This is a genomic window from Mucilaginibacter sp., assembly GCF_028288205.1.
Classification (GTDB): Bacteria; Bacteroidota; Bacteroidia; order Sphingobacteriales; family Sphingobacteriaceae; genus Mucilaginibacter.
The window spans coordinates 1-15530 of sequence record NZ_JAQBOD010000055.1 but is presented as its reverse complement, the minus strand read 5'-3'; the positions used below and the strand labels follow the sequence as shown (position 1 = coordinate 15530).

The following is a 15530-nucleotide window of genomic DNA, read 5'->3' as shown; positions in this document are numbered from 1 at the left end:
GAAAATGATGTTATACAAAGAATTTCTTCCTATCCCTGAATTAAGGGATAGGATAGAATGTTATTGGAAATTCTTTGTAGGCCCGGATATATCACAGCCATTATTACATGTTTTTCCGCCGGATGGTTGTTGCAATTTGCTTTTTGTTAAGTCTCCCTATAAAAGCTTTATTTTATTCTCCGGCCCCTCCACTATAGTAAAAGAAATTAATATATTTCCTGATACTATTTTTTTTGGTATTCGCTTAAAACCAGGTTATTCGGGCTGGTTATACCCCGCTGACGTTGCCGAACTTAAAGATAAAAGCATTAATCTTACATCCACAGAAATATCCACATGGCAAGCCAATTTTTTAAGCCAACTCCATTGGGAGTTTGATGACGTTTCATTTTTTGATAATACCTTACTTATATTAAAGAGCGTAAAACCCGTTGTAATAGATGAGCGTGTTGCAAAAGCCATAAAATTGATTAGTGAGCATGAAGGAAATATATCTTCAAAACAGATAGCAAGCAGTGTATGTATGAGCCCGCGTAACCTGGAGAGGGTTTTTTTGCGATCAACAGGAGTTAAAGTTAAGCAATTTTCACAGCTGAGACGTTTAAGAAAGGCCATTATTGATATGTGTGTCGAAAAAAAGGGACGGAATGAAATGATAGTTGAGCGGGGATATACAGATCCGGCACATTTTTATAAATCTTTTCGCAATATTTCAAATTACCCATTGGATAAATTTCAGCAGCATTTACGCCTTATTGAAAATCAGCTTATTTAATAGTCGCTTTTTTACACTTCTCGTTTCCGGCGTTTTTATAATTTTATGATCTCATAAATATATAATATGAAAAAATATTTGATCATTCCGTGTTTACTTATCACGTTAAAGCTTGCTGCACAGGATCCTGTTGTTATTCAACAACAAAAAATGAAAGACGCTCAACTATTATCAGGTACATGGGCGGGTGAGGGATGGATAATAATGCCGGATGGGAAAAAACATATGTTTAACCAAACGGAAAAAGTTGTAGGAAAAATGGATGGGGCTTTGCTAACAATTGAAGGTAATGGTAAAGACAGTGAAACCGGAAAGTCAATACATAACGCATTCGCTATTCTTACTTATGATAATGGCAAACAGGCCTATCGTTGGACAGCGGTATCATCCGGTTATTTAACTGACGTAGTACCCGATGTATACCCCGGAGGTTTTACATGGAGTTTACGTATAAGGACCGGAACCATTCGCTATACAATTAGTTATACAGCAAATGAATGGATTGAAAAAGGTGATGTTTCAACAGATGATGGAAAAAGTTGGGTTCAAAATTTTGAAATGCATCTTAAAAAATCCTGAGCTTATTATATATTAAACTTAAAAAGTTATACTTCGATTTAATCAAAGTATAAGCCTAAAAGCCTTCGGGCAGATCAGTTATGGGTAAGCGATATCACTTATCTTGCATTAAGCAATAAGAAGCTTTTCTAAGCCTGGTGACGGATGCCTACAGCCGTAAGATCATTGGCTTCCATGTAAGTAACAGCCTTAGTGCCGATGGGACTGTACCGGCGCTGCAAATAGCTATCGGAGATCGCAAAGAGATCCACAGCCGTAAGAACATTTATAACTATCTGAGGCCGCATTGCAGCATATCCATGCTGACCCCGGCCCTGGTTCATGGCAGGAACCTGAATATAAAACGTTGCTGGAAAAACTATTATCGAACAAGAAAGGCGAACATAGCGGATATAGTTATCCACTAAAAAGAAGTAACTTTTAAAAAGAAAAAAAGAAAAACGTGTCAGGATGTGAGTAACGCGGAGCGTTACTCACATCCTGACACGACAAACAAACAATAAATGTTTTTACCTTTATAAAATAACTGTCAACCTTTTCAGGACGAGTCATGGTGAAACAAAATGAAACAAGATTTATACGGTGAAACAAACAGCGCCTTAAATCCTATCCGAACACAATAACGTATTATGTAAAACGTATAACATAACTAATGAAAGAGATTGCCAAAAGAGTTTTTGATGTTGAAATAGAATCATTGCAGCACGTTGCAGGTTTAATTGACGATACATTTACCGCCGTTGTACAGGCTGTATTAAATAATACAGGCAAAGTCATAGTTATTGGTGTGGGCAAATCGGGCCTTATTGGTAAAAAAATAGCGGCTACTTTATCAAGTACAGGTACGCCAAGTTTCTTTTTGCATCCCGGTGACGCGTTTCATGGTGATTTGGGTATTGTTGGCGCGCAGGATACCGCTATACTCATATCTTATTCGGGCGAGACGGATGAGGTGCTTAAGGTTATTCCGTTTTTAAAGTGGAACAAAAACCTGATAATCAGCATTACTGGCAATCCAAACTCAACTATAGCTAAAAACAGCAATCATCACTTAAACATAAAAATTACCCGCGAGGCTTGCCCGCTGGCTTTGGCGCCAACTTCATCAACTACGGCAGCATTAGTTATGGGCGATGCTTTGGCTATAGCGTTGATGGAATCGCGTAATTTTCAGGAAGAAGATTTTGCACGCTTTCATCCGGGTGGCAGCCTGGGGCGTAAACTATTGACAAGAATAAAAGATTTGATGCGGGTTGATAATTTACCATTTATACAAAAAGACGCTTCTTTTACCGATGTACTGCTAAGCATGTCTGAAGGTAAGTTAGGGATGGTAATTGTAGGCAATAAAGATCATATAGAAGGTATTATTACCGACGGCGACCTGCGCAGGGCCCTATTAAAAAACCAGGATATAGCTAAGCTGTCTGTTACGGATATGATGACCGCTAATCCAATAATTATTGACGGTGATGAGTTTATTGGCCAGGTGGAAATATTGATGATGGAAAAGAAAATAACCAATGTACTGGTAGGTAAAAACAGGAAATTGGCCGGTGTTTATCAAATATATAATCAGTAACACATCATGGCTGTATTTTACGATCAGCTAAACCGCGGGGTAAACTTACCTTCAGTTCCAAAAAGAATAATTTCTGTAGTACCCTCACAAACCGAATTGCTTTTTTATTTAGGATTAGATAAAGAGGTTGTTGGTATAACCAAATTCTGTATTCATCCCGAGGATAAATTTAAAACTACCATCAAAGTTGGCGGCACCAAGCAGTTAAACACCCAACTGATAAAGGAGCTAAAACCCGATCTTATTATCGCCAATAAAGAAGAAAACGAGCAATCGCAGATAGAAGAACTGATGACCGTTTGCCCGGTTTGGATAAGTGACATTAGTAATTTGGATGAAGCTTTGGATATGATAACGAAAGTAGGAGAGATGGTAAATTACCAAAAAGAAGCACAACTATTAAAAGCAAAAATCAGTAGACTATTTAGTCAGTTAGTAATTCGGTCCGAAAATTTACGGGTGGCTTATTTAATATGGCGCAAGCCTTATATGGTTGCAGGTAAGTATACGTTTATTGATGACCTGCTGCAAAAATGCGGTTTAATAAATGCTTTCGATGAGGGCCGTTATCCCGAAGTAACGTCTGAAATGCTTATCGATACAACGCCGGATGTAGTATTACTATCGTCAGAACCTTATCCGTTTACCCAAAAACATATAGATGAGTTTAAATCAATGTTACCCAATTCACAGATAATATTGGTTGATGGTGAGCTGTTTTCCTGGTATGGAAACAGGTTATTGCATGCGCCGGATTATTTCAAACAGCTTATTGACAGAATAATTGGATGAGTGATGGTAAGCTAATTGGTTTATTTTCAACTACTCACTCAATCTACCATTCACCTAATCAACAAAAAGATAATTTACTTTTCATATTCTGTCAATTTAATCTATCTTTGCCACTCTTAAAAATCCTAACTGCGGAAGTGGCGTAATTGGTAGCCGCACCAGACTTAGGATCTGGCGCTTCACGGCGTGGGGGTTCGAGTCCCTTCTTCCGCACAAACCCGCCATATGTTCAAATATGGCGGGTTTTTTAGTAAAGGGACACAGACATTTTCAATTTAAATTCAGGTCATTATCATTAACCGTCGCCCGGTTAACCGGCTATTTTTGCTCAATGAAATAGTTTAAACGAAACTTCAGTGAGTAATTCAGGTTTTAATATATAAAAGAGAAAAATTATGGAAATTAAACGCAGCGGTTCACAACCTTCAAGTCAAGGCCCCGCAGAATATTTTACCGGCTCAGTACGAATAGACCCGCTTATTAATCCACCAGAGCCAGCCCGGGTCTCAATGGCGCTGGTCACTTTTGAGCCTGGTGCCCGTACTGCATGGCATACTCACCCATTTGGACAGACCTTAATTGTTACAGCTGGCTCTGGTTGGGTACAACGCGAGGGGGAAGCAAGAGAAGATATCCATCAGGGAGATGTTGTGTATTTGTTTCCCAGCGAAAAACACTGGCACGGGGCTACTGCTACCACTGCAATGAGCCATATTGCCATCCAGGAAAAGTTAAACGGTTCCCCGGTTGATTGGATGGAACAAGTGACCGACGAACAGTACGGTAATTGAGTAACTAATTTCTGATTCGTTTATTGACTTGATTATCAATAAATATCTTTGAGGCATTATAACGCATTCATATGTTCCATACTACATTAACCCGGTCAATTCCGATTGGGTTTTTTGTTTCTGGGGCTAACTGAAATTTTATATATTTACGTTTAACGTATTCATATTCACAATGAAAAAATTAGCCTTCCTTATCATTACGTTTTTCCCTTTAATCGGAGCCGCTCAAAACCCTGATTCTACCTGGTTTGTAAATAACTACATCAAAAAGGAGATTTCTATACCCATGCGCGATGGTGTAAAGCTTTTCACATCCATTTACCAGCCTAAAGATCAATCAGAAAAACACCCTATATTAATTACCCGCACGCCCTATTCTATTGCGCCTTATGGCAAGGTGTATAAAGCTTACTGGCGAAGTTATATGATGAAATATTGCAGGGAGGGTTATGTTCTGGTTAACCAGGATATCCGGGGAAAATATATGAGCGAAGGTATATTTGAAGTGGTAAGGCCCTTTAACCCTAATAAAAAGACCAGCAAGGATATTGACGAAGCAAGCGACAGTTATGATACTATCGACTGGCTAATAAAGAATATAGATAATAATAACGGCAATGTTGGTGCCATAGGTATTTCGTTCCCGGGGTTTTATGCTACTATGGTTGCTTTGAGTGGACATCCGGCTTTAAAAGCGGTTAGTCCGCAGGCACCGGTAACTGATCGTTTTTTTGGTGATGACGACCATCATAACGGTGTTTTAATGTTGATGGATGCCTTTGATTTTCATGTGGCGGGCAGCTTTAGCGCGCCAAGCAGGGTACCTTCAACAAAGGGTGCAAGAGGGTTCCGTATCGCCGATCAGGATAACTATAATTATTATTTAAAAATGGGCGCCCTGCCCAATTTTACTAAACTAAGCGGCGACACCATGAAATTTTGGAGCGATATGATGAACCATCCTAACCTTGATGCATGGTGGAAGGCACGCGATGCCAGGACGGGCATGAAAAATGTAAAGCCAGCTATGCTGATAGTAGGCGGGCTATTTGATGCTGAAGATGGTTATGGCGCCTGGAACACTTATAAAGCATTAGTAAAACAAAGCCCACAAACCAATAGTAAATTGATAATTGGCCCCTGGTATCATGGGCAATGGGCCAGTAACGATGGTACGCATTTAGGCAATGTGCAGTTTGGCAGCAATACCGCAACCTATTACCAGGATATGGAGGTGCCGTTTTTTAATTACTACCTTAAAGGTAAAGGGACCGATAATTTAAGCAAAGCAACCATCTTTTTTTCGGGCGAGGATAAATGGCGCAGTTTTTCGCAATGGCCCCTGGCTGATATTAAACCAACACCCATCTACCTGAAAGAAAATGGAAAGTTATCATTTGAGGCCTCAAAGACCCCAACACCTACGTTCGACAGCTATATTAGTGATCCGGCCAAACCTGTTCCTTATGCTGAAAAAGTGCACTTAAGACGTACACGTGAATATATGGATGATGACCAGCGCTTCGCGGCACGCCGCACGGACGTGCTGGTTTATGATACTGGCCTATTAACAGATGATATAACTTTAGCCGGCCCGGTAGTTGCCGACCTCATGGTTAGCTTATCAAGTACTGACGCGGATTTTGTAGTAAAGCTGATAGATGTGTTCCCGGAAAATACGCCGGTTGACCCTGTTACCAAATACCCAATGGGCGGTTACCAAATGCTGGTACGGGCAGAAGTTATGCGCGGCAAGTTTCGCAACAGCTTTTCGGCACCCGAGCCATTTGTGCCCGGCAAACCAACACAGGTAAAATTCACTTTGCCGGATGTTGCCCATACTTTTAAAAAAGGGCATAAATTAATGATACAGATACAAAGCTCATGGTTCCCACTTACTGACAGGAACCCGCAGCAGTTTGTTGATATTAACAAAGCTAAGGATGCTGATTTTGTAAAAGAAACTATCAAGGTTTATCATAATAGCTCTAAAATAATATTACCGGTAATAAAATGATGAGGTAAAGCATAACTCAAAGTAGATGAAAAATAAATCGGTTATACTCATATACACATTCGTTTGTTTTATTATACCTTAGTGTAGCTTTTACGCTAACCAGTTAAACCAAATTTAAATATTATGATATCAAGACGTTCATTCGTTAAAACCTCGGCTATGCTTTCTGCCGGGCTTTTGGCAGCACCACGCTTATTTGCTTATGATAAAAAATACATAGGCCTGCAACTATACACAGTTAGGGATGCCATGCAGGCTGATCCTGCCGCCGCGCTTGCAAAAGTAGCGCAGGTAGGTTACAACTCTGTTGAAGGCGCAACCTATACCGGCGATGAAAAATTTTATGGTATGGATACTAAATCTTTCAGTAAGGTGCTTAAACAAAATGGCCTGGTAATGTTAAGCAGCCATTATCGCCTGGGCGAAGAACAAACAAATGGAAAAGATACCCCCGGTACCATGCTGCATGACTGGGATAAAGCTGTTGAAGATGCGCACGAAGTTGGCTTGAAATATATGGTTTGCGCCTACCTTTCAAATCCGGAAAGAGGCAGTTTAGACCACTACAAAAAACTGGCTGATGATTTTAATACTGCCGGCGAGAAGTGTAAAAAAGCAGGCATACAATTCTGCTATCATAATCACGACTTTGAATTTATACAACAGGACGGTAAATATCCTTATGAGACCTTGTTGAAAAATACAGACAAGGACGCGGTTAAAATGGAAATGGATCTGTATTGGGTTACTAAAGCTAAGCAGGACCCTATCGCGCTAATTAATGAAAATCCGGGCAGGTTCCCGTTATTTCATGTTAAGGATATGGACAACACACCTAAAGCCAACTTTACCGAAGTTGGAAACGGCATAATTGATTTCAAGAAAATATTCACACATGCGGATAAAGCCGGCATGAAATATTTCTTTGTTGAACAGGATAGGACTCCCGGTGATCCGTTTGTAAGTATTAAGCAGAGCTTTGACTATATTAAAAAGAACCTGGTATAGCCGTTAAATTTACCGACATGAAAAGGAGCATTTTATGCTCCTTTTTTACTGGTGTGCTGTTTCACAAAATAATGAAACACATGAAACACTCTTTTAGGTTAACCAATTGATATATAGCAATTTGACAAAATGAGTGAAACACTTTGAAACAGTACAAAAGCTTTAGGTAAAGTATTGTAAATTGTTTATAATAAGGATTTTATGCTGTTTTATCAATTTTTGCAAAAATAGGGTGAAACACCTGATGTGAAACACTTTTTTTGCGTGACCCGTCCTGAAAAAAGTTTACACTTTTGGTTGTTAATACTTGATTGAATTTACACTTTTGTTGTTTTTAAAAATGTTTTGTTACTGCTAAAAATTATATACTTTTAGCAACTACATGGAAGCAAAAAATAACAAGAAAACCATTTGGGCATGGTGCATGTTCGATTGGGCAAATCAATCCTATAACATGGTGATAACCAGCACCATTTTCCCGGCGTATTATGTAGCCGTAACCGCCAATAAAAAAACCGGCGATGTGGTTACTTTCTTCGGGCATAAATTTGTTAATACCGTATTGTCTAATTTCGTTTTGGGCCTATCGTATTTGGTGGTGGTAGCCATATTGCCTATTCTAACTTCCATTGCCGATTATAAAGGTAACAAAAGAGCATACCTTCAGTTTTTTACCTGGTTAGGAGCGCTGTCATGTGCAGGCTTATTCTTTTTTAAGCCCGATAGCAGTCTCGAAATTCCCATGATATGTTTTGGACTGGCATGTATAGGTTATTGCGGCGGCTTTGTTTTTTACAATTCTTATCTTCCGCAAATAGCAACCGAAGATCAGTTGGACAAAGTGAGCGCCAAAGGGTTTATATATGGTTATGTGGGTAGTTTGGTGATGCAGATATTATGTTTTGTAGTGGTATTATCGCCTAAAACATTTGGTATTACCAGTGACGACCTGCCGTCGCGTATTTCCTTCGTAATGGTATTTGTATGGTGGATAGGCTTTTCCATTATACCCTTCAGGTTATTACCAAAGGGGCAACCCAACGCGGGCAAACATAATTACAATGTATTTACAGGCGGTTTTAAAGAGTTGAGCAAGGTTTTTAAAAAGGTACGTACCATGCCTTTGTTAAGGCGTTTTCTTTCTTCTTTTTTCTTTTATTCGGTTGGTGTGCAAACCATTATGCTGGTAGCTGCCCAGTTTGCAGCAAAAGAGTTAAATATGCCGCAGGATACATTAATTACTATTATATTAATTATACAGGTGGTAGGGGTAATAGGGGCATGGCTCACATCCATACTATCTGCTAAATATGGTAATATAAAAACGTTGGTTGGTTTGGTATCCATCTGGACGGTACTTTGCCTGTCAGTATACTTTATAGCCAATACGCCGCAGTTTTTTGTTGCAGCCACAATAGTAGGTGCTGTAATGGGAGGGGTGCAATCCATATCGCGTTCCACTTATTCAAAATACCTGCCGCCAAACATACCTGATACGGCTTCGTTTTTTAGCTTTTATGATGTTACCGAAAAATCATCAATAGTTGTTGGTTTGCTCTGCTTCGCTTCCGTTGAAGCATGGACGCATGAAATGCGTGACGCTGCTTTAGCATTAGATTGCTTTTTTGTTGTAGGGCTTATGCTGATGATATCGCTGCTATTTGCCGAGAAAAAAGCTAAAAAAGCACCGATGGCACCACAGTCGGAAATGGCAATAGTTTAATAGACCAGCGAGATTTGACAACTTTTAAAAAGTTGTCAAATCTTACTCGGCACACAAAGATAATGCACACGTTAGTTATACCATTAGCTAATGTGCTCCATAGGAGCTACCTGTTTGTAGCTTAAATAAGCAGAAAAGAAATTGCTCCGTAGGTGCAACCCTTAGCTATGTTATAAATCTATTTATAGGATTAAAAAGTATCTACAACCCTATATGCAGCGGTTATATAATTTTTAAGCCTTTTATTTTATGGTATACCGGCGCAATTGTTTGTAAATAGCTATAAATAGCATCTATTTCACGGTCATTTAGGCTTTTATATTTTGGCATCGGTGGATGAAGTTTCCTTTTGGGAGATTCGCCGTCCTTTAAAGCTTTTCGAAAATCTGCTTTAGTATATTTTCCTATTCCGGTTTCTTTATCCGGGGTTATATTAGAAGCGTATATATTATCGCCTTGTTCATTTTTAAATTTTGCCCCGCCTGCCAGGTAACCTTTGGTTTGTTCCGGGTCGAGGTAATTTAATGAAGTAAGCTTTTTAGAGTGGCAATGAAAACAGCCAATATTATCAACCAGGTAGCGCCCCATAGCAATATTATCAGCAGGTAATTTTATACCGGTTTTATAGGGCAATGGTTTTGCGGTTATGCCCATATATAGTTTCCCCATAATATTATAATGAGTAACACCAATAGTTGTATCGCCCGCGGTAACCGCCGGATCATTTGAATGCAAATAAACTATAATAGCGTTAATATCATCATCAGCCATATTGGGGCGGAGCATGTAAGGTATAAAACGCCCATCTTTGGCTATACCGGTTTTAAGCAAATACTTTAGCTGCTGGTCTGTATAATGCGAAGTGATACCATGGTTTTTTGAATTGGTGAGATTTGCCGAATATACCTTGCCAACAATTCCTGGAACATCATGAATAGGATTGCCGATAAACTTATTAACCGAACGATTATAATGGCAACCGGCGCAGGAGCTAAACACCATCGCCTTTCCTCTTTCAAAAGCCAAGGGTGATGCTGTAGCTTTATAATTTTCTTGCCCGGTAGCGAAGTGGGTTTTACAGCTGTATACCGTAATGGCTGTAATTATTAAACATATTACGGCAATTAATCTATGCTTTTTCATAATTACAGGAGTACCCCTTTGTTGGAGATATCTTATTAAAAGACAGAATTGCCAATACAATGTTTTAGAAATAATTAAATCATATTACTTTAAAGTAAACGACTTAGGTTTTAGGACTAACAAAAACTTTTTCTCAAATTAGCGCCCAATGAAGACCGAACTATTTATACCTTGTTTTATAGATCAGCTATTTCCGGATACTGCTTTTAATACTGTTAAGCTACTGGAAAAAGCAGGCTGCACAGTTGAGTATAATCCCCAGCAAACCTGCTGCGGACAACCGGCTTTTAACGCGGGGTTTTGGGATGAGGCTAAGGTTGTTGGTCGTAAATTTTTAGATGGATTTTCTGAGGATAGCGTAATTGTAACTCCATCTGCATCATGTACGGGTATGGTGAAAAATTATTATAATGACTTGTTCACCAATACGGTAGTGCATAATAAATGCCGTACCATACAGGGCAATATCTATGAGCTTTCTGATTTCCTGGTAAACATACTGCAATTTGACTATTTCGGTGCCGAGTTGGAGGGCCGTGCCGTTTATCACGATAGCTGCGCCGCTTTACGCGAGTGTAAGATAAAAGAAGAACCGCGCCGACTACTATCAAAAGTATTAGGACTTGAACTGGTTGACCTACCACAAAGCGATACCTGCTGCGGTTTTGGCGGTACATTTGCGGTTAAGTTTGACGCTATATCAAGCGCCATGGCGCAGCAAAAAGTAGAGAACGCGCTTTCGGTAGATGCGGAATATATCATCTCTACAGATGCATCATGTTTATTGCACCTGCAAAGCTATATCGACAAAAATAACCTTCCTATAAAAACCATCCATTTGGCCGATGTATTGGCGCATGGGTGGGGGAATGTATAAACGGCTTAGCATATTTATTTTCGTTTCCTTTAAACTTCATCTGTGGCCGGTTGTCCAAAAAATAATTACATTGATAATTTTTACCTAAATCATCACACATGAAAAACCTAATTGTATTGGTATTTATACTGATCACCAAAATCACACTTGCCCAACAAACAGACACCGTGGGCTTAAACACACCTTTTATTAACGGTGAGGTTGCGTATCAAAAAGTTTTTAATGCACCCAATAAGCCAGGCCCGCTGCTTTTTAGTAATGCTCAGCTATGGTTTGTTAAACATTACAAAACCCTTAACAGTATCCAAATTCAAGACGATGTAGTTGGCCGGGTGGTTGGCAAGGGTGTTGAATTATTGACATTTAAAGGCATGCTGGGAATTAATGGCGGTTACGATGTTGATATGACTATCCAGATAGATTGTAAAGACGGCAGATACCGTACGCGCATATTCAATATTGTTATTGAAACAGAGGACATAAACAAGGTTAAAACCTATACAAACGCAGAGCACCTAATGAACGATTTACTGGGGATTAAAACCACTGTTGTTGCTGCAAATTACAATAATCCACTTAACAAAAATCAATCAAAAAGGGCGCTGCAAAGTTTAAATGTTTTAGTTGATAATGTAATGGGGTCAATCAATCAAATCATGAACGATAATGATAATTTTTAACTAAGGTTTGCTATTAGGTTCTTTGGCAGTCCTTTTGTTGTATTGTTTTATGAAGCCTTATAAAACAGCCAATCAGGATACCGGAGTCATCGCTTACGAAACAGGCAAAGATAGCATCACCATCCAATTCAGGGATGGGTCTGTGTACTTATATACTAACAAAAGCGCGGGCGCGGATGCTATAGCCGAGATGAAGATCCTTGCTAAAAAAGGAGAGGGGCTTACCACTTATATTAACCAGCATGTGAGAGAGCATTATGAATTTAAGTTAAGATAATAAGTTCTCATACAGTTTATAATTCTCATCATCATAACAAACAAATATCACTTTTTCAATTTGTGGGTGATTAGTGAGGAAATCACTAACTGTATGTATAGCAATTTCAGCAGCATCGGGTTTCGGGAAATGATATACCCCGGTACTTATATTTGGAAATGCAATAGTTTTAACATGGTTTTGCACGGCCAATTCCAGGCTGTTACGGTAAGCATTAGTCAGCAATAGGTTAGACCGGGCACTTCCGCTTTTGCTCCAGACAGGCCCAACCGTATGTATTACATATTTGGCAGGCAGGTTTCCGCCTGTAGTTATCACAGCTTCGCCGGTTTTACAGCCTCCCTGGCGCTCACGAATTTTATAACATTCATCCAATATAGCCTTGCCTCCCGCCCGGTGTATGGCTCCATCAACCCCGCCACCTCCTAATAAAGAAGTATTTGCAGCGTTAACAATAGCATCTGCTTTTATTTTTGTGATATCGCCCTGTAATAATTCAATACGTTCGTTCATAACGGATTAACAACTGTTTAATAAGTGAGTTTTAGATAACCAATAAAATCCTTTAAATTCGCAACTCAAAATATGGTTACACACGTAGGTGACCGAGAAACGTAATTTTATAAACTTTAAATCATAGTTGTAGATGATTAATATTACACTCCCCGATGGGTCCGTTCGTCAGTATGACAAAGGGATCAATTCCATGCAGATAGCCATGTCTATCTCCGAAGGTTTAGCCCGTAACGTATTAGCCGCGGAAGTTGACGGCCAGGTTTGGGACTCAAGTCGCCCAATAGAACAGGATGCGAAAGTAAAATTGCTAACCTGGAACGATACTCAAGGCAAATCAACGTTTTGGCATTCATCGGCCCACTTAATGGCCGAGGCTTTAGAAGCGCTTTATCCGGGTACAAAATTTGGTATTGGCCCGGCTATCGAAACCGGCTTTTACTATGATGTTGATTTTGGCGACCGTGAATTTTCATCAGACGAATTCAAGAAAATTGAAGATAAAATAATTGAGCTGGCAAAAACAAAAGAAGAGTTTGTTCGTAAACCTGTTTCTAAAGCCGATGCATTGGCATATTTCACCGAAAAGGATGATGAATATAAGTTAGATCTGTTAAAAGATCTGCCCGATGGTTCTATCACTTTTTACTCGCAGGGTAACTTTACAGATCTTTGCCGTGGCCCGCATATTCCTAATACAGGATTTATAAAAGCTGTTAAGCTGATGAGTGTTGCCGGTGCCTACTGGCGCGGCGATGAAAGCAGGAAACAGCTTACACGTATATATGGCGTAACTTTCCCTAAAGCAAGTGAGCTTACAGATTACCTGCATTTACTGGAAGAAGCCAAAAAACGCGATCACCGTAAACTGGGTAAAGAGCTTGAATTGTTTGCTTTTTCAGAAAAAGTAGGCATGGGTTTACCGTTATGGTTACCAAAAGGCACAGCCTTGCGCGAACGTTTAGTTAACTTTTTACAAAAAGCACAGGTTAAAGCAGGCTATGAGCAGGTGATAACACCGCATATTGGTCATAAAAATTTATATGTAACATCGGGCCATTATGAAAAATATGGTGCCGATGCTTTTCAACCTATAAAAACACCGCAGGAAGGAGAGGAGTTCTTTTTAAAACCGATGAACTGTCCGCACCATTGCGAAATTTATAAAACCAAGCCACGCTCATACAAGGATCTTCCGGTACGTTTGGCTGAGTTTGGTACCGTTTACCGCTATGAGCAAAGCGGCGAGTTGCATGGCTTAACGCGTGTACGTGGCTTTACACAAGATGACGCGCACTTATTTTGCCGTCCCGATCAGGTAAAAGAAGAATTTAAAAAGGTTATTGACCTGGTACTATATGTGTTTAAAGCTTTGGGCTTTGATGATTATACGGCACAGATATCTTTACGCGATCCTGAAAATAAAGCCAAATACATCGGTACAGATGAAAATTGGGCGCTTGCAGAATCTTCTATTATTGAAGCAGCTGATGAGAAAGGCTTAAAAACTGTGGTCGAATTAGGCGAAGCGGCATTCTATGGCCCCAAGCTTGATTTTATGGTAAAAGATGCTTTAGGCAGGAAGTGGCAATTAGGCACTATACAGGTTGATTATAATCTGCCTGAACGCTTTGAACTGGAATATACGGGAAGCGATAATCAAAAACATCGCCCGGTAATGATACACCGTGCGCCATTTGGGTCGTTAGAGCGTTTTGTGGCGGTATTAATTGAGCATTGCGCGGGTAATTTTCCGCTGTGGTTATCTCCCGAGCAGTTTATTATCTTGCCTATATCCGAAAAATATGAAGAATATGCAAAAAAACTTTCAGATGAGTTAAAAGATTCCGATATTTGCGGGCTAATTGACTTCAGAGATGAAAAGATAGGGCGTAAAATACGCGATGCTGAGGTCAAAAAAATCCCGTATATGCTGATTGTGGGTGAAAAAGAAGCTGCAGAACAAGTAGTTTCGGTACGCAAACATGGTCAGGGCGATTTGGGAAGCATGAGTATAGAAGAATTTAAAAAACAAATAATTAAAGAAATAACCGTATAACTTGGCATTAAACAAACCTTTCAACAGAGGACCCAGGCTTCCTTTTAAGAAAAAAGAAGCTGAACATAACATCAATCAATTTATCAGGGCTGCAGAAGTTCGTTTAACAGGCGATAATGTAGAACAAGGTATTTATTCATTAAAAGACGCTTTAGCGATAGCTGTAGAACAAGATCTGGACCTGGTTGAGATATCTCCTAACGCTGTACCTCCTGTTTGTAAAGTAACCGACTATAATAAGTTTATTTACGAGCAGAAGAAAAAGCTGAAAGAAATAAAAAGTAACGCCAAGCAAACAGTTATAAAAGAAATACGCTTCGGACCGAATACTGACGATCATGACTTTGACTTCAAACTAAAGCATGCCACTAAGTTTTTAGAAGCAGGCGAAAAGGTAAGGGCTTACGTTCACTTTAAGGGCCGTGCAATTGTTTACAAAGAGCAGGGAGAAATATTGCTGTTGCGTTTTGCACAAGCTTTAGAAGATGTAGGTAAAGTTGAGCAATTACCAAAACTTGAAGGAAAACGGATGTTTTTAACCGTAGCTTCAAAAGGAGCTAAGAAATAAAAATTAATGTGCCGATGTGTGAATATACAGCTGTGCAAATGAAGATAAAGCGTTGAGATAACGTGAATAACTAACACAAATAAATAACGGATATGCCAAAAATGAAAACCAATTCCAGTGCAAAAAAGCGTTTTAAGCTTACTGGA

The 15530-nt window shown here is 39.5% G+C and carries 16 protein-coding genes, 1 tRNA gene and 1 pseudogene; 16 read left to right on the top strand and 2 right to left on the bottom strand.

Features of this window, described 5'->3' with window-relative positions; translation table 11 throughout:
* Positions 1-4 precede the first annotated feature (4 nt).
* The 10 genes and pseudogenes from JWR23_RS12430 to JWR23_RS12385 all read left to right on the top strand — a co-directional run bounded on the left by JWR23_RS12430 (position 5) and on the right by JWR23_RS12385 (position 9267).
* On the top strand, positions 5-775 hold the full coding sequence (locus tag JWR23_RS12430; RefSeq protein ID WP_299516432.1) for an AraC family transcriptional regulator: 771 nt from the start codon (positions 5-7) through the stop codon (positions 773-775).
* A gap of 66 nt (positions 776-841) precedes the next feature.
* A complete protein-coding gene (locus tag JWR23_RS12425; RefSeq protein ID WP_299516430.1) occupies positions 842-1354 on the top strand; it encodes a hypothetical protein in 513 nt (170 codons plus the stop codon).
* Positions 1355-1426: 72 nt separating this feature from the next.
* Positions 1427-1551 (top strand): annotated as a pseudogene (locus JWR23_RS12420) (IS3 family transposase); the annotation flags it as partial.
* A 455-nt stretch (positions 1552-2006) separates the two neighbouring features.
* Entirely contained in the window at positions 2007-2936 is a 930-nt protein-coding gene (locus JWR23_RS12415; RefSeq protein ID WP_299516428.1) for an SIS domain-containing protein, read from the top strand.
* A gap of 6 nt (positions 2937-2942) precedes the next feature.
* Positions 2943-3728, top strand: coding sequence for a helical backbone metal receptor (locus JWR23_RS12410; RefSeq protein WP_299516426.1), 786 nt, complete (start codon positions 2943-2945; stop codon positions 3726-3728).
* A gap of 131 nt (positions 3729-3859) precedes the next feature.
* Positions 3860-3941 (top strand) — tRNA-Leu (locus JWR23_RS12405).
* Positions 3942-4123: 182 nt separating this feature from the next.
* Positions 4124-4519 carry a cupin domain-containing protein gene (locus JWR23_RS12400; RefSeq protein WP_299516424.1) on the top strand — a complete coding sequence of 132 codons (396 nt, stop codon included), beginning with the start codon at positions 4124-4126 and terminating at the stop codon, positions 4517-4519.
* A 172-nt stretch (positions 4520-4691) separates the two neighbouring features.
* Entirely contained in the window at positions 4692-6536 is a 1845-nt protein-coding gene (locus JWR23_RS12395; RefSeq protein ID WP_299516422.1) for a CocE/NonD family hydrolase, read from the top strand.
* Between the two features lie 123 nt (positions 6537-6659).
* The gene (locus tag JWR23_RS12390; RefSeq protein ID WP_299516420.1) at positions 6660-7544 is read left to right on the top strand and encodes a TIM barrel protein; all 885 of its coding nucleotides are present in this window, start codon (positions 6660-6662) and stop codon (positions 7542-7544) included.
* A gap of 382 nt (positions 7545-7926) precedes the next feature.
* Positions 7927-9267, top strand: a complete 1341-nt coding sequence (locus tag JWR23_RS12385) for an MFS transporter (RefSeq protein ID WP_299516419.1) — start codon at positions 7927-7929, stop codon at positions 9265-9267.
* A gap of 222 nt (positions 9268-9489) precedes the next feature.
* Here JWR23_RS12385 and JWR23_RS12380 read toward each other — a convergent pair whose 3' ends face one another.
* Positions 9490-10410, bottom strand: coding sequence for a c-type cytochrome (locus tag JWR23_RS12380; protein ID WP_299516418.1), 921 nt, complete (start codon positions 10408-10410; stop codon positions 9490-9492).
* Between the two features lie 148 nt (positions 10411-10558).
* On the opposite strand from JWR23_RS12380, the gene JWR23_RS12375 reads away from it, so the two are divergent.
* The 3 genes from JWR23_RS12375 to JWR23_RS12365 all read left to right on the top strand — a co-directional run bounded on the left by JWR23_RS12375 (position 10559) and on the right by JWR23_RS12365 (position 12244).
* The gene (locus JWR23_RS12375; protein WP_299516417.1) at positions 10559-11287 is read left to right on the top strand and encodes a (Fe-S)-binding protein; all 729 of its coding nucleotides are present in this window, start codon (positions 10559-10561) and stop codon (positions 11285-11287) included.
* 98 nt (positions 11288-11385) lie between these two features.
* The gene (locus JWR23_RS12370; RefSeq protein ID WP_299516416.1) at positions 11386-11967 is read left to right on the top strand and encodes a DUF4468 domain-containing protein; all 582 of its coding nucleotides are present in this window, start codon (positions 11386-11388) and stop codon (positions 11965-11967) included.
* Between the two features lie 49 nt (positions 11968-12016).
* The gene (locus tag JWR23_RS12365; RefSeq protein WP_299516415.1) at positions 12017-12244 is read left to right on the top strand and encodes a hypothetical protein; all 228 of its coding nucleotides are present in this window, start codon (positions 12017-12019) and stop codon (positions 12242-12244) included.
* Here JWR23_RS12365 and JWR23_RS12360 read toward each other — a convergent pair.
* The gene (locus JWR23_RS12360; RefSeq protein ID WP_299516414.1) at positions 12236-12757 is read right to left on the bottom strand and encodes an O-acetyl-ADP-ribose deacetylase; all 522 of its coding nucleotides are present in this window, start codon (positions 12755-12757) and stop codon (positions 12236-12238) included. The genes JWR23_RS12365 and JWR23_RS12360 overlap by 9 nt on opposite strands.
* 133 nt (positions 12758-12890) lie before the next feature.
* On the opposite strand from JWR23_RS12360, the gene thrS reads away from it, so the two are divergent.
* From thrS to JWR23_RS17770, 3 genes are all read left to right on the top strand, one after another.
* Positions 12891-14816 (top strand): threonine--tRNA ligase, encoded by a 1926-nt coding sequence (thrS, locus tag JWR23_RS12355; protein ID WP_299516413.1) that lies wholly within the window; start codon positions 12891-12893, stop codon positions 14814-14816.
* A gap of 1 nt (position 14817) precedes the next feature.
* Positions 14818-15384: a translation initiation factor IF-3 gene (gene infC / locus JWR23_RS12350; RefSeq protein WP_299516412.1), complete on the top strand. Its 567-nt coding sequence runs from the start codon at positions 14818-14820 to the stop codon at positions 15382-15384.
* Between the two features lie 92 nt (positions 15385-15476).
* Positions 15477-15530 (top strand): 50S ribosomal protein L35 (locus tag JWR23_RS17770; protein WP_367277554.1); only part of this gene is annotated, 54 nt, incomplete at its 3' end.